At 68.8% G+C, this 20,705-nt stretch carries 3 protein-coding genes; all 3 read left to right on the forward strand.

The features are described 5' to 3' along the window. Positions 1 to 266: 266 nt before the first annotated feature. From OX958_RS14085 to OX958_RS14095, 3 genes are read left to right on the forward strand one after another with little or no spacing between them, the layout of a single operon-like run. Positions 267 to 11,174 carry a non-ribosomal peptide synthetase gene (locus OX958_RS14085; protein ID WP_270137862.1) on the forward strand — a complete coding sequence of 3,636 codons (10,908 nt, stop codon included), beginning with the start codon at positions 267 to 269 and terminating at the stop codon, positions 11,172 to 11,174. Then, positions 11,171 to 20,455 carry a non-ribosomal peptide synthetase gene (locus OX958_RS14090; protein ID WP_270137864.1) on the forward strand — a complete coding sequence of 3,095 codons (9,285 nt, stop codon included), beginning with the start codon at positions 11,171 to 11,173 and terminating at the stop codon, positions 20,453 to 20,455. The genes OX958_RS14085 and OX958_RS14090 overlap by 4 nt, the downstream gene beginning before the upstream one ends. Beyond that, the gene (locus OX958_RS14095; RefSeq protein ID WP_270137866.1) at positions 20,452 to 20,673 is read left to right on the forward strand and encodes an MbtH family protein; all 222 of its coding nucleotides are present in this window, start codon (positions 20,452 to 20,454) and stop codon (positions 20,671 to 20,673) included. The genes OX958_RS14090 and OX958_RS14095 overlap by 4 nt, the downstream gene beginning before the upstream one ends. Positions 20,674 to 20,705: the final 32 nt, after the last annotated feature.

Consider the following 20,705-nt stretch of genomic DNA (forward strand, 5'->3'; position numbering starts at 1 on the left):
ACGTCGTCCACCATACGTCGTCGGCCAACTACCGTCCGCCGTCAATGCCGGACGGGACGATCATGCCGCATTTGCCCGGGAAAGACCCACTCAGCGCGCGTCGGAAGCGTCACAGCTTCCTTTCCGGCCGAAGGAAGTGCATTTGATCAAATGTGCAGAATGCAGTTTCTGGCGCAGGTCTGTCAGCCAGGTTGACCGGTACAGCTGCCGTTACAACACTCGGGATGCCAGGCAATTCGTCGGTGCACGGAGGAGGAGACACGTCCATGGGTTCTTCGGAGGTCACGCCGGCGCAGGAGGCCATGTACCTGGCGCAGGAGCTGGCTCCGGACGAGCCGAACAACGTCGCCGTGGTGTGGGAAGTGGACGGCGCTCTGGATCCCGAGCGGCTGACGGTCGCACTGCGCCGCGCGGTGGCCGAGGCCAAACCCTTGACGGTCAACTTCGTGCGCGACGACACCCAGGTCCGCCAGGTCGTCAGGCAGGCCGGCGACTGGTCGCCGTTCTTCGCCGACACGAGCACCGAACAGGATCCGCTCGGCGCGGCCCACGACTTCGTCGCGGGGCAGGTCGGCCGGCCGTTCGACCTGGCCGGGGAGTTGCTGCTGCGGATGGGTGCCGTCCGAGTGAGCAGCTCCAGGTCTCTCGTGGTGCTGGTCTTCCACCACATCGTCACCGACGCCTTCGGACTGATCAATCTGCTGTCGCAACGCATCTCGGAGATCTACACCGCGTTGTCGACCGGCGGACCGGTGACCGACCAGCCGGTGGTCGAAGCGACAGTTGCCTTGAGCAAGGACCAGGCCTACCGGGCCTCGGCGCGGTTCGCGCAGGACGAGTCGTTCTGGGTCTCCTACGTCGCGCGGGACTCCGCGCCGGCGCAGCTACCGACCGGCGTACTTCCTCCTCCCCACGCCGCCACGACGGACACTGAGGTCACCATCTGGGACGACCTGTCACAACCGCTCGGGATGGCCAGCGCCACCCGCGCCGTCCGGGCCGAGGTGGTCGCTCGATGGGCTGAAGCAGCGAAGGCGGCGAGCACCTCGGTGCCCGAGCTGCTGGTCGCCGCGGCCGCGGCCTTCGTCGGGAAGCTGACCGACCGCACCCGGCCTTTGCTCTCTTTCACCGCGAACAACCGGATCGGTGCGACCAGGCGGGCGCCCGGTCTGCTGTCGAACATTCTTCCGCTGCGGGTCGCGTTGCCGCGCGGCTGCAACCTGGCGGGACTGGCTGCCTCGATCGTCGACGAGCGCCGGTCGCTGCTCCGGCACGCCACCCATCAGCTCTCGCTGATCCAGCGCGCGACCGGGCAGGCGGGCTCCGGCCGGAGCCCCTTCGGCCCGATCGTCAACGTCATCCCGCAGGTCGAGGAACTCCGGTTCGGTGACGCCCGGGCCCGCTTCGCCGGCGGTGTCTTCGGCGCGCTCGACGAGGTGATGATCTCGACCTACGGCGACGGCAGTCCCGACAGCGATCTGTACGTCCGCTTCGACGCTCCTGCCACGCTCTACTCCGGCAGCGACGTCCGCGCGCTGGCCGACAGGTTCGCCGCCTTCCTGGACGTCGCCATGGCCGATCCCAGCGCAGAGCTCGTGAGTCCTGCCGATGCCGAGCGGGAGGCGATCCTTTCCGTCTCCCGAGGTCCGCAGGCAGCTCGCTCCGATCTCAGCCTGACCGGTCTGCTCGAGCGCCAGGCGGGGGAGAGTCCGGACGCGGTCGCGGTCCGGTTCGAAGGTGCCTCACTGACCTACCAAGAGCTGAGCGAGCGCTCCGGTCGTCTCGCGCGACTCCTCGCCGAGCGCGGCGCGGGGCCGGAGAAGTTCGTCGCGGTGGCCGTCCCGCGGTCGCTGGAGCTGGTGGTCGCGCTGGTCGCGATCCTGAAGGCCGGCGCGGCGTACGTGCCGGTCGATCCGGACTATCCCGAGGCCCGGATCGAGATGATGCTGGCCGACGCCGACCCGGCCCTGGTGCTCACCTCGGCTGCGGTCGCCGGCCAGTTGCCGAGCGGTACCGCCGAACGGCTGGTCGTCGACGAGCTGGACCTGGACGGCGGACCGCAGCTGTGCCTGCCCACCGAGGCGGCGCACCCGGCGTACATGATCTACACCTCGGGATCGACCGGCCGGCCCAAGGGCGTCGTGGTCTCGCACGCCGCGATCGTGAACCGCCTGCTGTGGATGCAGGACCGGTACGGGCTGGACGCGTCGGACCGCGTTCTGCAGAAGACCTCGTCGTCCTTCGACGTGTCGGTGTGGGAGTTCTTCTGGCCGTTGATCACCGGCGCGGGGCTCGTCGTCGCCAAACCGGACGGGCAGCGCGACCCGTCGTACCTGGCCGGGCTGATCCAGCGTGAGCAGGTCACCACGCTGCACTTCGTGCCGTCCATGCTCGCGGAGTTCGTCCGGCTGGCGGACCCGGAGCCGCTCTCCGGCCTACGCCGGGTCATCTGCAGCGGGGAGGCCCTGCCGCCCGAGCTGGCCGAGCGTTTCCGTCAGGTGCTCGGTCACGTGCCGCTGCACAACCTCTACGGACCGACCGAGGCGGCCGTGGACGTCACCTCCTGGGAATGCGTGCCCGAGGCAACGGTCGTACCGATCGGGAAGCCGATCTGGAACACCCAGCTGTACGTTCTCGACAGCTCGCTGCAACTGGTTGCCCCCGGCGCTGTCGGCGACCTCTACATCGCCGGCGACGGGCTGGCCCGGGGGTACCGCGATCGTGCGGGGCTGACGGCAGAGCGGTTCGTCCCCTGCCCGTACGGCGCGCCGGGCACGCGGATGTACCGCACGGGTGACCGGGCCCGCTGGAACGGCGAGGGCGAACTGGAGTTCGCCGGCCGCGCGGACGAGCAGGTGAAGATCCGTGGTTTCCGGGTCGAGCCCGCCGAGATCGAGGCGACTCTGTCCCAGCACGGCGGTGTGGCCCAGGTCGCCGTCGTCGCACGGGACACCGGTGGCGCCGAGGGTGGCACCCAGTTGGTCGCGTACGTCGTACCGGTCGCCGCCGGCGGGATCGGCAACGCTGACGGCGACCTCGACTTCAGCGCCGGCCTGACCGCCGGTGACCTGCGGGCCTTCCTGACCGCCAGGGTTCCCAGTCATCTCGTCCCCGCGGCTTTCGTGTTCCTGGACCGCCTCCCGCTGAGCGGGAGCGGCAAGCTGGATCGGTCCGCCCTGCCGAAACCCGAGTTCGGCGGCGGTCCCTTCCGGGCGCCCCGGACCGACGACGAGCATGCGCTCGCGGAGGTCTTCGCCGAGGTGCTCGGGATGACCCGGATCGGTCTCGACAGCGACTTCTTCGCCATCGGTGGCGACAGCATCCGGGCCATTCAGGTCGTCTCCGGTGCCCGGGCCCGGGGACTCGTGGTGACTCCCCGGGACGTCTTCGAACGCCGCACGGTGGCCGCGCTGGCCGAGGCGGTCGCGCAGCAGACCGAGGCGCCGGTGCTCGAAGAGCTGGAGGGTGGTGGCGTCGGCCGGATGCCGTTGCCGCCGATGGCCCAGTTGATCGCCGAGCGCGGCCCCGGCCTCGGCAAACTGGCGCAGTGGCTGGTGCTCGAAGTGCCGGCCGAGTTGACCGTCGATACCCTGGCGGTTGCCCTTGGCAACCTTATGGACCACCACGACGTACTGCGTGCGCGGCTGGACGCCGACGGTCTGGTCGTCGGCCCGGCGGGCTCGATCGATGCTGCCCGGCTGCTGACCCAGGTCCAGTGGGAAGGCGACTGGAGTTCACCGGCCTGGCAGGACCGATTGGAGTCCGAGGCAACAAACGCCGTACGGCGGATCGACGCCACCCAGGGCTCGTTGCTGCAGGCCGTGCTGTTCAACTCGCCGGGCACGGCGTCGGCCAGGTTGTTGCTCGCGGCCCATCACTTGATCATCGACGGCGTCTCGTGGCGAGTGCTGCTGCCTGATCTGGTGACGTCCTGGCAGGCAGCCCGGAGCGGAGTCGAGCCGAGCCTGCCTGCAGTGACTACGTCGCTGCGACGGTGGCTGCATGCGCTCGCTGATGAGGCGGCCGACCCCGATCGGGTCGCCGAACTGAGTCACTGGACGGACCTGCTCGACCAGCCGACCGAAGTGATCGGCAACCGGCCACTCGACCCTGCGGTCGACCTCACCCGTACTGCGAAGACGGTCCGGGTCGAGCTGCCGGCCGGGCTGACCGCGGAGCTGCTCGACAAGGTGACCGCCGCCTACCACTGTGGTGTCGACGAGGTGTTGCTGACGGCGCTGGCGTTGGCCCTGCGCGTCAAGGCGGACGCTACTCGTAGTACCGGGACCCCTGTGGTGCGGTTGGAAGGCCATGGTCGTGAGGAAAGCCTTGCGCCGGGGGCCGATCTGTCTCGCACTGTCGGGTGGTTCACGACGCTGCATCCGGTCCGGCTGGACGTTGCACAGGTCGACCTGCGTGGTGCGATGAGTGGTGGCCAGGCCGCGGCGGCCGCACTGATGGCGGTCAAGGAGCAACTTCGTTCGGTACCGGAGAAAGGCATCGGCTACAGCCTGCTCCGCTTCGCGAACCCGGAGACGGCCGTTGTGCTCAGCCGCCGGCCCGCGGACGAGATCGGCTTCAACTATCTGGGTCGCTTCAGCTGGGAAGGCTGGGCGCTCGCGCCGGAGCGTCCTGAGCTGGTCGCGGCGCCGGCCGCCGAGATGCCGCTGTTGTCCTCCCTCGAACTCAACGCGGTGGTCGGCCAGGGGAGTGACGGCGAGCAGTTGGTCGGCCTGTTCACCTTCGCCACCGGCGTGCTGGCCGAGGATGAGGTCGAAGAGCTGGCCGGCAGTTGGTGTGCGGCTCTGCAGAGCCTGGCGACCAACGTCGACAACGGGGGCAGCGGGCTGACGCCGTCCGACGTACCGATGGTGAACGTCACCCAGCCGGAGCTGAACGGCTGGCAGGAGCGCTATGGCCGGCTCGCCGACGTCTGGCCGCTCACGCCGCTGCAGTCGGGCCTGCTGTTCCACGCGATGCTGGCCGGTACGACGTTCGACGCTTATCAGACCCAGTTCGTCTTCCGGCTCGCTGGGCGAGTGGATCCGGCGCTCATGCGGGATGCGGCGCAATCCCTGCTAGACCGGCACCCGAACCTGCGGGTGGCGTTCGTGCCCACCCTCACCGGTGACAAGGTGCAGGTGCCGGTGGACGAGCTTCAGGTGCCTTGGCAACACGTCGATCTCACTGGCGTGGCCGGCAGCGAGGTGGAGTTCGATCGCATCCTGGCCGAGGAGCGCGCTACCCACTTCGACCCGGCGGCACCTCCGCTGCTGCGCTTCACCCTGGTCACGCTCGAGCCAGATCGCGCCGAGCTGGTCCTGACGGCTCATCACGTGTTGTTCGACGGATGGTCGTTGCCGCTGATCATGCAGGAACTCATGCGCCTGTACGCCGCCGGCAGCGACGTAGCGGCAGTGCCGCGGAAACGGAGCTACCGCGACTTCCTTCAGTGGTTGTCACGTTACGACCGCGATGCCGGAGCCCGGGCCTGGGCCGCCGAGCTGGGGTCGGTACAGGAACCGACGCTGCTCTCGGCCGCCATCTCGACGCCTGCAGGCGAGAATCGATCCAGCGGAGTCGGCCAGGTGGACCTGGCCCTCTCAGCTGAGGACTCAGGCTTGCTGTCGCAGCGCGCCGCCGAAGCCGGCGTGACGCTGAACACCGTGGTCCAGGTGGCCTGGGCGCTGGTGATGGCAGAGCTCACCGGTCGCCAGGAGGTGCTGTTCGGCACCACCGTTTCCGGACGGCCCGCCGACCTCGATCGGGTCGACGCGATGATCGGCCTGTTCATCAACACCGTGCCGGTGCGGATCGACTGTACGCCGGGCGCGACCGTCGCCGGCCTGCTCGCCACGGTGCAGAACAGCCAGGCAAGCCTGCTTGATCACAACCACTACGGACTGGGCGACATCCAGCGCGCGAGCGGACTGAGCACGCTGTTCGACACCCTCGTGGTCTTCGAGTCCTTCCCGGTCGACCGGGCCGGTCTGACCGAGGCAACTTCGTCGGCCGGGATCGCGGTCACCGGCATCCGCCCGTACGCCGCGACGCACTACGCCGCGACCGTCCTGGCAGCGGCTGAGCCGCACCTTCGTCTCAGCCTGCAGTACCAGCCCGACGTACTCGACGAGTCTGCCGCGGAACGACTGGCCGACCGGCTGACCCGCGTCCTGCGGCAGTTGGCCGTCGATCCGAGCACGACCGTGCGCCAGATCGACGTACTGACCGAGGACGAGCGGGACGGACTGGTACGGACGCTCAACCAGACGGCGGTGGATCTGCCGGAGGTGACGGTTCCGGACCTCCTTGCCGAACAGGCACGCAACACTCCTGAGTTGGTCGCTGTCGAAGCGGAGGGCCGCACGCTCACCTACCGGGAGCTGCACCAGAAGGCGAACGTGCTGGCGCACCAGTTGATCAGGCGTGGCGTCGGCCCCGATGCCGTGGTCGCCGTCGCGCTCCCGCGGACGGTCGATCTGCTGGTCGGGCTGCTCGGCGTCGTCAAGGCCGGCGCGGCGTATCTGCCGGTCGATCCGAACTACCCGAGCGAACGAGTCGCGACAGCGCTGGCGTCGGCCCGGCCGCTGTTCGTCGTGACGGACGCCGACACCGATGGCCTGGTGCCGGTGGCCGACATCCCGCGGCTCTACCTCGAAGACGTACTGACCACCCCGGACGCGAGGTCGGACGAGCCGACCGACGCAGATCGCGGCCGGCCGTTGCGGCCGGACAACCTGGCCTACGTCCTGACCACCTCCGGGACGACAGGCATCCCCAAAGGCGTGGCGGTGACGCAGCGGGTGCTCGTCAACGCCGTGCTCCGGATGCGTGACTACCTGGCCGAGCCGCCAGGCTCGAAACTGCTCTCCGGTACGTCGGTCGGTTTCGACATCTCGGTCTGGGAACTGTTCGCCACGCTCTGCTCCGGCGGCTGCGTCGAACTGGTCCGGGACGTCCTGGTGGTCGGGGAGCGCGATCACTGGCAGGGCGGAGTGATCAGCACCGTCCCGTCGGCCTTCGCCGAACTGGTCGACCAGGTCGGCGAGCGGCTGCAGGTCGGTACCGTCGTACTCGGTGGCGAGACGTTGACGAACGCGCTGATCGAACGCGCGCGAGCCGTCCTGCCCGACGTACGGATCATCAACACCTATGGGCCGAGCGAGACCTTCTACACCACGGCGTTCACGTTGGAGGCGGGCCGGTCGTGGACCCAGGGCGCGAGCCTGCCGATCGGTGGCCCGCTCGGCAACATGCAGCTCTATCTCCTCGGACCGGGGCTCAAGCCGGTCCCGCCCGGAACCCTCGGTGAGCTGTACGCCGCCGGGGCCGGGGTCGCTCGTGGGTACTACGGACGTCCCGGGCTGACCGCCGAGCGCTTCGTGCCGAACCCGTTCGGCGCGCCGGGGGAGCGGATGTACCGCACCGGTGACAAGGCGCGGTGGAGTGCCGACGGCGAACTGGAGTTCGTCGGACGGGTCGATCACCAGCTCAAGCTCCGGGGTTTCCGGATCGAGCCGGCCGAGATCGAGTACGCGCTGGCCGCTCATCCCACGGTGCGTCAAGCGGTCGTCGTAGCGCGGGAGGATCAGCCGGGCGATCTGCGGCTTGTGGCCTACGTGACTCCGGAGACGGAGGACGACCAGCCAGTGGCCGAGGAGCTGCGGACCTTCGTCGGCGGGCGGCTTCCGGCGTACATGGTGCCGGCGGCGGTCGTCGTGCTGACCGCGTTGCCGCTGACGCCGAACGGGAAGCTGGATCGTTCGGCCCTGCCCCGGCCGGAGTTCGGTGGCGGCGTCTACCGCGCGCCCGGTACGCCGCAGGAGGAGGTGCTGTGTGGCCTGTTCGCGGACGTGCTCGGGGTCGAGCGGGTCGGGGTGGACGACGACTTCTTCGCGCTCGGCGGACACTCGCTGCTCGCCACCAGACTGGTCGCGCGGGCCCGGGCCGTGCTCGGGGTGGAGATCCCGATCCGGACGGTGTTCTCGGAGCCGACCGTCGCGGGGCTGGCCGCTCAGCTGACCGGTTCCACCGGCGCCCGGCTCGAACTGCGGCGCGCGGTCCGGCCGGAGCCGTTGCCGCTTTCGTATGCGCAGCAGCGGTTGTGGTTCATCGACCGATTCGACGGACCGTCGTCGACCTACAACATCCCGCAGGTCCTGCGACTCCGGGGCCGGCTGGACGCCGTGGCGCTGCGAGCATCCCTGCAGGATGTGGTGGCACGCCATGAAGCCCTGCGCACGGTCTTCGGGGAGAGCGACGGACGTCCCCACCAGACAGTGATCCCGCCGGAAGAAGCGGAGCTGTTCTGGGAGGACCGGGGCTTCGTCGAACCTGCTGCCGTGGCTGAGGTGGTGTCCGGCGTCGCGGGCTACCAGTTCGACCTGTCGGCGGATCTTCCGCTGCGAACCACCCTGTTGCGAAGCGGCCCCGAGGACTTCGTCCTCGTGCTGGTTCTCCATCACATCGCCGGCGACGGTGGTTCGATGGCGCCGCTGGCTCGCGACCTGTCGGCGGCCTACCGCGCTCGCACGGCCGGCGATGCTCCGGGATGGCCGGAGCTGCACGTGCAGTACGCCGACTATGCCCTGTGGCAAAGGCAGCTGCTGGGTGAAGAATCGGATCCGCGGAGCCTGCAGTCGGTGCAGGCCGCCTACTGGCGGGACGAACTCGAAGGTGTCCCGCAGCCGCTGGCGCTGCCGACCGACCGGCCGCGGCCGGTGGCCTCCAGCTTCCGCGGCGGAATCGTGGACTTCGCGCTGCCACCGGAGTTGCTGACCGGCGTCGAGGAGCTGGCCCGCGCTCGTGGGGTCACGGTCTCGATGGTCTTCCAGGCAGCGCTCGCGGTGCTGCTGCACCGGATGGGCGGCGGCGACGACCTGACCATCGGTTCGCCGATCGCGGGCCGGACCGACGACGCGCTCAACGACCTGATCGGGTTCTTCGTCAACACCTGGGTACTGCGGGTCCGGCCGCGGCCCGATCGCGGTTTCGACGGGTTGCTGGACGAGGTCCGCGGCCAGGCACTGGCGGCGTACGACAACCAGGACGTGCCGTTCGAGCGGCTGGTCGAGCTGCTGCGGCCGGAGCGGTCGACGGCGCATCACCCCTTGTTCCAGGTGATGTTCGCCTGGCAGAACAACGTGCGGCCCGACCTCGAACTGCCCGGCCTGGACGTGTCGATCGAGCCGGTCACGACGGGCACGGCCAAGTTCGACCTGTTCTTCAATCTGGCTCCGGACAGCACCGGACGGTCGGTGGCCGGCGGCATCGAGTACGCGACCGACCTGTTCGACCGATCCACCGTCGAGGAGATCGCGGCCCGCTTCGTCCGGGTCGTCGAGCAGGTCGTCAGCGACCCGCTGCAACGGGTCGGCGCGGTCGACGTGCTGAGTACGGGAGAGCGCGACCTGCTGCTCAACGGTCTGAACGACACCACGACGGCAGTCGAGCCGGCCACGGTCACGACGTTGTTCGAGCGGCGGGTACGCGAGACGCCGGACGCACCGGCCGTGAGCTGCGGCGACCGGACCACGTCGTACGGCGAACTGAACCGGCGCGCGAACCGACTGGCCCGATGGCTGGCCGCTCAGGGCGTCGGACCCGAGTCCCGGATCGCGGTGTTGTTGCCACGGTCAACCGATCTGGTGGTCGCGTTGCTGGCGATCCTCAAGGCCGGTGGATCATACGTACCGGTCGATCCCGACTACCCGGCGGCGCGGGTCGAGTTCGTGGTGTCGGACTGCGCACCGGTCCTCGTCCTGGACGAAGAACGGCTGGCCGCCGCGGATCTGGCGGCGTACGGCGAGGACGATCTGCTCGTGCCGGTCGCGATGGCGAACACGGCGTACACGATCTACACGTCTGGTTCGACCGGGACCCCGAAGGGTGTCGTGATCGAGCACGGGGCGCTGGTGAACTTCCTGTCGTCCATGCAGGACAAGTTCAGTCTGTCGGCCGGTGACCGGCTGCTGGCGGTCACGACGGTCGCCTTCGACATCGCCGGGCTGGAACTCTTCCTGCCGTTGCTGGCCGGCGCGAGCGTGGTCCTGGCCGGCAAGGAGCAGGTCTCGCAGCCCGCGGTCGTCCTCGACCTGATCGAGCGGGCCCAGGTGACGATCATGCAGGCGACGCCGTCGCTGTGGCAGATGCTGGTCACCGAGGACCCGGCACGACTGGCCGGTCTGCGGGTGCTCACCGGTGGTGAGGCGCTGCCGGCCGCGCTGGCCGAAACGGTCTGCAAGCAGGCAGCGAAGGTGACCAACCTCTACGGGCCGACCGAGACAACCATCTGGTCGACCGTCGCCGAGGTGGTGCCGGGTACCGCGCCGACCATCGGGCGCCCGATCGGCAACACCCAGGTCTTCGTCCTGGACGCGTCCCTGCAACCCGTGCCCGCCGGTGCACCCGGCGATCTGTGGATCGCCGGTGACGGTGTCGCTCGCGGGTACCACGGCCGCCCCGGGCTGACGGCCGAGCGGTTCGTCGCCAACCCCTTCGGCGAGCCGGGCAGCCGGATGTACCGCACCGGCGACACGGCTCGCTGGAACAGCGCGAACGAACTCGAGTTCGTCGGCCGGACCGATCACCAGCTCAAGGTCCGCGGCTTCCGGATCGAGCCGGCCGAGATCGAGGCGGCGCTGACCGACCATCCCGCGGTGCACCAGGCCGTAGTGGTCGCCCGGGAGGACCAGCCGGGCGACGTCCGGCTGGTCGCCTACGTGACCCGGACCGGTGACGGGACTCCGGCCACCGACGAGCTGCGGGCCTCGGTGGGCGCGCGGCTTCCGGCGTACATGATCCCGGCGGCGGTGATGGTGCTGGCCGAACTGCCACTGACCCCGAACGGGAAGCTCGACCGCTCGGCCCTGCCGCGGCCCGAGTTCGTCGGTGGGGCCTACCGGGCGCCCGGGACGCCGCTGGAGCAACAGTTGTGCGCCCTGTTCGCGGACGTGCTGGGCATCGAGCGGATCGGCGTGGACGACGACTTCTTCGCGCTCGGCGGCCACTCGCTGCTGGCCACCCGCCTGGTGGCCCGGGCCCGGACCGTGGTCGGGATCGAGATTCCGATCCGGACCGTGTTCGCGGCGCCCACCGTCGCCGGCCTCGCCCAGCGCTGCAAGGACCTGACCGCCCCCGTTCGGAAGCCACTGCGCCGGATGACCGAAAGGTGAAGACCAACATGATCCCGCTGTCGTACGCCCAGCAGAGGCTCTGGTTCATCGACCGTCTCGAAGGGCCGTCCGCCACGTACAACCTGCCGGCCGCGCTGCGGCTGAAGGGTGCGCTCGATCTCGACGCGATGGTGGCCGCCATCCACGACGTCATCGGCCGGCACGAGAGTCTGCGGACCCTGATCGTCGAGGATGCCGAGGGTGACGCCTTCCAGCGGATCCTTCCCGCCGCCGACGTTCGGCTCGATGTTCCGGTCATCGACGTGGAGCCGGAGGGGGTGGCCGGAATGCTGGCGTCGGTGGCCAGCTACCGGTTCGACCTGTCGGCCGACGTACCGATCCGGGCGTCCGTCTTCCGCTGTGGCCCGGAGGACTTCGTCCTCGCGCTGGTGATCCATCACATCGCCGGTGACGGTGGCTCGATGGCGCCGCTGGCCCGCGACCTGTCGATCGCCTATCAGGCAAGGGTGTCCGGCGCCGTCCCGGTGTGGCCGGAGCTGCCGGTGCAGTACTCCGACTATGCGCTCTGGCAGCGAGAGCTGGTCGGAGACGAGACCGATCCGCAGAGCGTGCTGTCGGTCCAGGCCGGCTACTGGCGGAACGCGCTGGAAGGGATTCCGCAACCTTTGGCGTTGCCGTCGGATCGGCCGCGGCCGGTGGTGGCGAGTTATCGCGGTGACGTGCTGGAATTCAGCCTGCCGGGCGAACTGCTGGCCGGTGTCGAGGAGCTGGCCCGTTCCCGCGGTGTCACCGTGTCGATGGTTTTCCAGGCGGCACTGTCCGTGCTGCTGAACCGCCTCGGTGGTGGCGACGACCTGACCATCGGCTCCCCGATCGCAGGCCGGACCGACGAGGCACTGAACGACCTGGTGGGGTTCTTCGTCAACACCTGGGTGTTGCGGGTGCAGCTAGGCCCGGACCTGCCGTTCGAGCGGTTGGTGGACGGCGTCCGGGAGCAGGCGCTGGCGGCGTACGACCATCAGGATGTGCCGTTCGAGCGATTGGTGGAGTTGCTGCGGCCGGAGCGGTCGACGGCGCACCATCCGTTGTTCCAGGTGATGTTCGCGTGGCAGAACAACGTGCGGCCCGACCTGGTGCTCCCCGGCGTCGACGTGGTCGTGGAGCCGGTGTCGACGGGCACCGCGAAGTTCGATCTGTTCTTCAACCTGTCGCCTGACGAAACGGGCGAGTCGGTGGTCGGCGGTATCGAGTACGCGACCGATCTGTTCGACCGGTCGACGGTGGAGAAGATCGCCGCCCGGTTCGTCCGGGTGATCGAGCAGGTCGTGGCGGATCCGGCGGTACGAGTCGGCCAGGTCGACGTGCTGAGTCCGGGGGAGCGGGATCAGCTCGTCACCGGCTGGAACGACACAGCCATGGCGGTTCCGCAGTTGACTGTCCCGGCGCAGTTCGAGCAACAGGTACGACGTACGCCGGACGCGGTTGCTGTCGTCCGTGGCGAGGAGTCGGTGACGTACGCCGAGTTGAACCGCCGGGCGAACCAGTTGGCGCACTGGCTGATCAGTGAAGGAGTCCGGCCGGAGCTCCGCGTTGCGGTGTTGCTGCCGCGTTCGGTCGATCTGATGGTGGCGCTGCTGGCGGTCATGAAGGCCGGTGGCTCGTACGTCCCGGTTGACCCGGACTACCCGGGCACCAGGGTGCAGTTCGTGGTCTCGGACTGCGAACCGGTGCTGGTACTCGACGCCGAGCGGCTCGCTGGAGCAGACCTGTCGGGCTGTTCCGAGGACGACCCGGGAGTTCCGGTCGCGCTGTCGAACACGGCGTACGCCATCTACACCTCCGGATCGACCGGTACGCCGAAGGGCGTGGTGATCGAGCACGGCGCACTGGTCAACTTCCTGGCTTCGATGCAGGACCGGTTCGGCCTGACCGCGGCAGACCGCTTATTGGCGGTCACCACGGTCTCGTTCGACATCGCCGGGCTGGAGCTCTACCTGCCTCTGCTGGCCGGCGCCCAGGTGGTGCTGGCCGACAAGGAGCAGGTCTCGCAGCCGGCCGTGGTCTTCGACCTGATCGAGACCAACGATGTCTCGATCATGCAGGCCACGCCGTCGCTGTGGCAGTTGCTGGTCGACCACGATCCCGTCCGAATGGCTGGTCTGCGCGTCCTCACCGGTGGTGAGGCGCTGCCCGCAGCCTTGGCCGAGACGCTGAGCAAGCACGCCGATCACGTGACCAACCTGTACGGACCGACCGAGACGACGATCTGGTCGACCGCGGCGACGGTCTCGGTCGGCGCCGCGCCCACGATCGGCCACCCGATCGCCAACACGCAGATCCTGATCCTGGACGAGTCGCTGCAGCCCGTACCGGCGGGCGTTCCCGGCGATCTGTGGATCGCGGGTGACGGTGTCGCTCGCGGGTACTACGGCCGCCCGGGGCTGACGGCGGAGCGGTTCGTCGCCAACCCGTTCGGAGCGCCGGGTGCACGGATGTACCGCGCCGGCGACAAGGCACGCTGGACGGTGCGGGGCGAACTCGAGTTCATCGGGCGCGCCGATCATCAGATCAAGATCCGGGGCTTCAGGGTCGAGCCGGGCGAGATCGAACACGTGCTGGTGTCGCACCCTGCGGTACGCCAGGCCGTCGTGATCGCCCGCGAGGACCAGCCCGGCGACGTCCGGCTGGTCGGCTACGTCACGCCGGATCTCTCCGGCATCGGCACCGACGAAGGGGCGAGCGAGCAGGTCGAGGAGTGGCAGCTGGTCTACGACCAGGCCTATGTCGAGTCCGCCGATCAGGCGTGGGGCGAGGACTTCGACCTGTGGAGGTCCAGCTACACCGGTGACTCGATCCCGCTGGAGGAGATGCGGGCCTGGCGCGACGCCGCGGTGGAACAGGTGATGTCACGCTCTCCCCGCACCATCCTGGAACTCGGTGTCGGCTCCGGTCTGTTGCTGGCTCCGATCGCCGGTCAGGTCGAGCAGTACTGGGCCACTGACTTCTCGCCGGCCGTCGTCGAGCGGCTGCGACGTCAGGTGGAACAGGCCGGTCTCGAAGACCGGGTCCAGTTGCGATGCCAGCCGGCCGACGACCTGTCGGGCTTGCCGCGGGGAACCTTCGACACCATCGTGCTGAACTCGGTCGCGCAGTACTTCCCGAACGAGCGGTACCTCGAGCAGGTTCTGGACAACGCGTGGGAGTTGCTGGCCGACGACGGCCGGCTGGTTCTCGGTGACATCCGGCGCAGGGCCTCCCTTGCGCTGCTGCAGACCGGCGTACAGCGAGTTCAGCATCCGGAGTCGGCCCCGGCGCTGAAGCGTGCGGCGGTCGAGCAGGCCATGCTGCTCGAGAAGGAGCTCGTGATCGACCCCGAGTGGTTCGCGCTCTGGGCGAGCCGCGTCGGCGCTGGTGTCGACATCCGGCTGAAGGACGGCAACGCGCACAACGAGCTGACGCGGCACCGGTACGAAGTGGTCCTCCACAAGGCGTCTTCGGTAGCACTCACCGCGGTCGACGACCTTCCGGTGCATGGCTGGTCCGGTGATCTCCAGCAGGTCCCGACAGATTCGGCGGTGCGGATCACCGCGATCCCCAACGCGCGAGTTGCCGCGGAGGCGAAGGCGGCCCGAGAGCTCGGCCTGGAGGACTCGAACCCGGTACCGCAGCCCGCGCTCGACCCACAGGAACTCAAGAACTGGGCATCGGAACGCGGCTTGGACGCGATCGTCACCTGGTCCCCGAGAGCGGTCGACCTGTACGACGTGGTGCTGGCGCCCGCCGGGCAGCTGGAGATCGTCACCGGCACGTACGTCGCGGCGACGGATGGTCGCGCTCTGGTCAACGACCCCGCTGCCGCTCGTGGCATCGGCTCCCTCCTGGTCGCCCTTCGCGGGTATGTCCAGGAGAAGCTGCCGGAGTACATGGTGCCCTCGGCCGTCGTCGCCATCGGCGCGGTACCGCTGACCCCCAACGGCAAGCTGGACCGGAAAGCTCTGCCGGCTCCCGACTACCTGGCCACGATCGGTGGCCGTGCGCCGACGACGCCCGAGGAGGAGTCGCTCTGCGCTCTCTTCGCCGAAGTGCTCGGGCTGGAGCGGGTCGGCGTCGACGATGACTTCTTCGCGATCGGCGGACACTCGCTGCTGGCCACCCGGCTGGTGAGTCGGGTGCGGACAGTTCACGGGGTCGAGATCCCGATCCGCGCGGTTTTCCAGGCACCGACGGTCTCCGAGCTGGCGGTGTACCTGACGGGTGAAGAGGACCTGCGGCCGAAGCTGGAGGTGGTCGAGCGTCCGGAGCGGGTGCCGTTGTCGTTCGCGCAGCAACGGCTGTGGTTCATCCACCGCTTCGAGGGGCCGTCGGCGACGTACATCATGCCGCTCGCTTTGCGGATGAGCGGCGAGTTGGACGCCGATGCTCTGCGGCGGGCGTTGCAGGACGTGGTGACCAGGCACGAGTCACTGCGGACGATCTTCGGTGAGGCCGACGGTCAGCCTTACCAGGACATTCTCGATCCCTCGGCGGCCGACGTGCCGTGGCATGAGGAGACCGTCGCGGAGGCCGGCCTGGTTCAGGCGTTGCGGAACGCGGCCAGTCAGCCGTTCGACCTCGGGACGGAGATCCCGCTGCGGGCATGGCTGTTCCGGCTGTCACCGACCGAGTCGGTGTTCATGGTTCCCGTACACCACATCGCGGCCGACGGCTGGTCGCTCGGGCCGCTGGCCGAGGATCTGGTCGCTGCCTATGCGGCGCGTTGTGAGGGCCGGGAGCCGCAGTGGGAACCGTTGCCGGTCCAGTACGCCGACTACACCCTCTGGCAGCGTGAGCTGCTCGGCGACCGCAACGACTCCGGAAGCCTGTACCGCGAGCAGCTGGACTACTGGACGGGGCAGCTGGCTCAGTTGCCCGAGGCAATCGAGCTGCCGACCGACCGGCCACGGCCGGCGGTTGCCTCGCACGCCGGCGAGCTGTCCTGGTTCGAGTTCGACGAAACGCTGAGTGACGGCGTTCGGCGACTCGCCCGCGAGACCGGCGCGACGGTGTCGATGGTGCTTCAAGCCGGGTTGGCCGCACTGCTGACCAGGCTCGGCGCCGGCACCGATGTTCCGATCGGCTCGCCGATCGCCGGCCGGACCGACGAGGCGCTCAAGGATCTGGTGGGCTTCTTCGTCAACACCTGGGTGCTGCGGACCGACACCTCCGGCGATCCGAGCTTCGAGGAGCTGGTCGCCAGGGTGCGCGAGGCCAGCCTCGCGGCCTATGACCACCAGGACATCCCGTTCGAGCACCTGGTCGAGATCCTCAACCCGGCCCGGTCGACCGCGCACCACCCGTTGTTCCAGGTGTCGCTGGCGTTGCAGAACAACGCGCAGCCCGCGTTCGCCCTGGACGGGCTCACGGTGTCCCACGAGCCGGTGCTCCTCGGGACCTCCCGCTTCGACCTGTTCCTCAGCGTCACCGAGCGGTACGCGGCGGACGGGACCGGGCGGCTCACCGGCGTCGCGGAGTACGCGACCGATCTGTTCGACGCCGCGACGGTCGAGACCCTTGTCTCGCGCTGGCGTCAGCTGCTCACGCAGTTCGTCTCCGCCCCCGGCGCGCCCATCGCGGCGGCCGAGGTGGTCACCGACGGTGAGCGTGCCGCGCTGACCAGGTGGTCGGGACCGGGCCGCGACGAGACCTTCGCGGCCGGAACCGTCCACGAGCGGTTCTCGGCACAGGCGGCCCGTACGCCGGACGCCATCGCGCTGGTCGCGGGCACCGACACGTGGACGTATGCCGAACTGGACCGTTGGACCAACCGCCTCGCGCACTGTCTCCGCGAGCGCGGCGCCGGACCGGGGCGCCGCGTGGCGCTGACGCTGGAACGGTCACCGTTGCTCGTAGCAACGATTCTCGGAGTGCTCAAGACGGGTGCCGCGTACGTACCGGTCAACCCCGGCGATCCGGCCGACCGGGTCGAGTTCGTACTCGCGGACGTCGATCCCGCGGTGACGGTCGATCTCCGGTTCGGCGACGTGTCACTGGACGCCTGTCCGGACGGTCCGCTCAACGAGCAACTCGTGGCGGAGTCGAGCGTCGCCTACGTCATGTACACCTCGGGTTCGACCGGGCAGCCGAAGGGAGTGGAGGCGACGCATCGCAACGTCGTCGATCTGGCTCTCGACAGTTGCTGGTCCGGTCCGGCTCATCGCCGCGTGCTGGTGCACTCGCCGCACACGTTCGACGCGTCCACCTACGAGCTGTGGGCGCCCTTGCTCTCCGGCGGCACCGCGGTGCTGGCACCTGCCGGGCGGCTGGGAACCGCGGAGTTGGCGGGCTTGATCGCGACGCACGAGATCACCGGTCTCTGGTTGACGGCAGGCTTGTTCGCGATGGTTGCCGAGCAGCAGCCCGAGTGTTTCGCCAACGTGGCTGAGGTGTGGGCCGGCGGTGACGTGTTGTCTCCGGCTGCCGTCCGCCGGGTGCTCGAGACCTGTCCGGGCGTCGTGGTCGTCAACGGCTACGGACCGACCGAGATCACGACGTTCGCGACGCGGTACCGGGTGGAAGATCTTGCGTCCTGCACCGATCCGTTGCCGATCGGTGAGCCGATGCAGGGCAGCCGGGTGTACTTGCTGGACGAGAATTTGCGGCTGGTGCCGCCTGGTGTGGTGGGTGAGCTGTATGTCGCCGGAGACGGGGTCGCCCGTGGGTACCTCGGCCGTCCGGGACTGACCGGTGAGCGGTTCGTCCCTGATCCGTTCGGTCGGCCCGGCGCCCGGATGTACCGGACCGGCGACCGCGCTCGGTGGAACTCGGAGGGCTTGGTCGAATACGCCGGCCGGGTCGACGATCAGGTGAAGCTGCGCGGATTCCGGGTCGAGCCCGGCGAGGTGGAGGCCGTGCTACGGAGTCAGGAGGGCGTCGCTCAGGCTGTGGCGATCGTCCGGACCGACAGTCTGGGCGAACGGCGGCTGATGGCCTACGTCGTACCGGACGGAACCGCTGCGTCCGACGATGACGCTGTCGATCAGGTCGAGGAGTGGCGCGAGATCTACGACGTCATGTACGGCGAGACGGAGGTCGGCGCCGAAGGAGTCGGAGACGACTTCACCGGCTGGAACCGGTCGTACACGAACGACGCGATCCCGCTGGACGAGATGCGACGCTGGCGCGACGCGGTCATGCAGCGCATCGTTTCGCTGCAGCCGCAGCGGGTGCTCGAGATCGGTGTCGGTTCGGGTCTGCTGCTCGGCCCGCTGGTGCCGCGGGTGGAGGAGTACTGGGGCACCGACTTCTCGGCTCCGGTGATCGAGCGGCTCCGGACCCAGGTCGGCGCTGACCCGGGTCTGCGCGACAAAGTCACCTTGCGGTGCCAGCCTGCTGACGACGGAGACGGGCTGCCGACAGAGTTCTTCGACACGATCATCATCAACTCGGTGGTGCAGTACTTCCCGGACGCCGCCTACCTGACCAGAGTCCTGGACACGAGCATGGAGCTGCTTGCTCCGGGCGGGCGAATCCTCGTCGGTGACGTCCGCAACTACCGGACCTTGCGTGCTTTCCGTACGGCGGTGCACCGCGCTCAGTATCCCGGCGACTCACCGGCCGCAGTACAGGCCGCGGTCGAGCGAGCGCTGCTCGGCGAGAAGGAGCTTGTGCTGGACCCGGGCTTCTTCACCGCGTGGGCAGCCAAGCAGCCGGCAGCCACCGGTGCGGACATCCGGCTCAAGCAGGGTGACTACCACAACGAGCTGACCCGCCACCGGTACGAGGTGGTGCTGCACAAGCAGCCGGCTTCGCCGTTGCGTCTCGATGTGCTGCCGATCGCGGTATGGGGCGCTGAGGTGCAGAGCCTGTCGGACATCGAGCAAGCTCTGGCACGCCATGGTGGCCGGTTGCGGCTGACCCGAGTCCCGAACGAACGGCTCGTGAGCGAGGCCGCGGGCGAGGGAGCGGCGTACGACCCGAAGGGATCGCTCGATCCGGCCCGCCTCGAGGAGTGGGCCGCTGAGCGTGACCTGGTGGTGTACTGCACCTGGTCGGTCGAGTCGGCGGACTGCTTCGAAGCGATCCTGCTGGCCGATCGCGGCTCGGTCTGCTGTGACGGCGTGTACCGGACGACGCCGGTCGGAACGCTCCTGGCCAACGCCCCGGTGGTGTCCCGCCGCGCATCGAAACTGCCGTCCCAGCTGCGACAGGAGCTCTCGGCCAGGCTCCCGGAGTACATGGTTCCGGCGGAGATCGTGGTTCTCGATCGGATGCCGCTCACGACGAACGGCAAGGTCGACCGAGTCGCGCTGCCGGAGCCGGACTCGGCGGCGGGGGAGTACCGAGCTCCTGGCAGCCCGCGTGAGGAGACTCTGGCGAGTCTGTTCGCTGAAGTGCTGGGCATCGACCGGATCGGTGTGGATGACGACTTCTTCGCCTTGGGCGGCCACTCCCTGCGCGTGATTCGCCTGATCTGGCGGATTCGGGAGGAACTGGGGGTCGACGTACCGATCCGCTTGGTCTTCCAGCATTCGACAGTGGCGGAGCTGGCCGCACACCTGGCCGGTGACGAGGAGATCGGGTTCGAGGATCCGTTCGCTGTCGTGCTGCCGATCCGCACAGGCGGTGACAAGGCGCCGTTGTGGTGGCTGCATCCAGGCGGTGGCCTGTGCTGGCCGTACATGGGGTTCGCACCTCACTTGGACAAGGCGCACCCGCTGTACGGCGTACAGGCTCGGGGTTTCGACGGGAAGTCGCCGCGGCCGGCCTCGATCGAGGAGATGGTGGCCGACTATCTGGCGCACGTCTTCGAGATCCAGCCGACCGGGCCGTACTACCTGCTCGGCTGGTCCTTCGGGGGCACGATCGCCCACGCCATGGCGGCGGAGCTGCAGCGGCAAGGCCATGAGGTCGCTCTGCTCGCCCTGCTGGACTGTGTTCCGGCCAGCCACTTCGCGCGCTTCGACGCTCCGGACGAGGCAATGGTGCGCGAGTTCCTGGCGAACTACATGGGCCACTTGTCCGGTATGGAGGAGTACCCGTTCCTGGTGGAGACCGCTTCTTCGATCCTGGTCGATCACACCGTTCTGATGCAGCAGTACGACTCGCCCGTCTTCCGTGGCGATCCGGTGTTCTTCAACGCGCTGCTCGACCCGGCGACGCGGGAGAAGCGTGAGCTCGAGGTCGAGTTCGACGTCCTGTGGCAGGAACACACCGATGGGCGGGTGCGGCGGATCGACCTGGACTGCACGCACCAGGAAATGTACTGGCCCGACAACGCGGCGGAGATCAGCCGCAACCTCAACCGTCTGATAGCCAATCCCGAGCTAGGAGCTGACTCATGAGCACCAACCCTTTCGATGACGAGAACGGTGAATTCTTCGTACTGGTGAACGACGAGGGTCAGCACTCGCTGTGGCCCACGTTCAGCGAGATCCCGGCCGGCTGGCAGACCAAGCTGGGTCCGGCGAGCAGGGCGGAGTGCCTCGAGTACATCGAGGAGAACTGGACCGACATGAGGCCGCGGAGCCTGCAGGAGGCAATGGCCGCTGATGACAGGTGACACCGGGTACCGGCGGTCAGGAGTTGGATACT

This window comes from Kribbella sp. CA-293567, assembly GCF_027627575.1.
Lineage (GTDB): Bacteria > Actinomycetota > Actinomycetes > Propionibacteriales > Kribbellaceae > Kribbella.

Coding starts and splice junctions, on each gene's coding strand:
- OX958_RS14085 (WP_270137862.1), top strand. CDS start 267: ATGGGTTCTTCGGAGGTCACGCCGGCGCAGGAGGCCATGTACCTGGCG.
- OX958_RS14095 (WP_270137866.1), top strand. CDS start 20,452: ATGAGCACCAACCCTTTCGATGACGAGAACGGTGAATTCTTCGTACTG.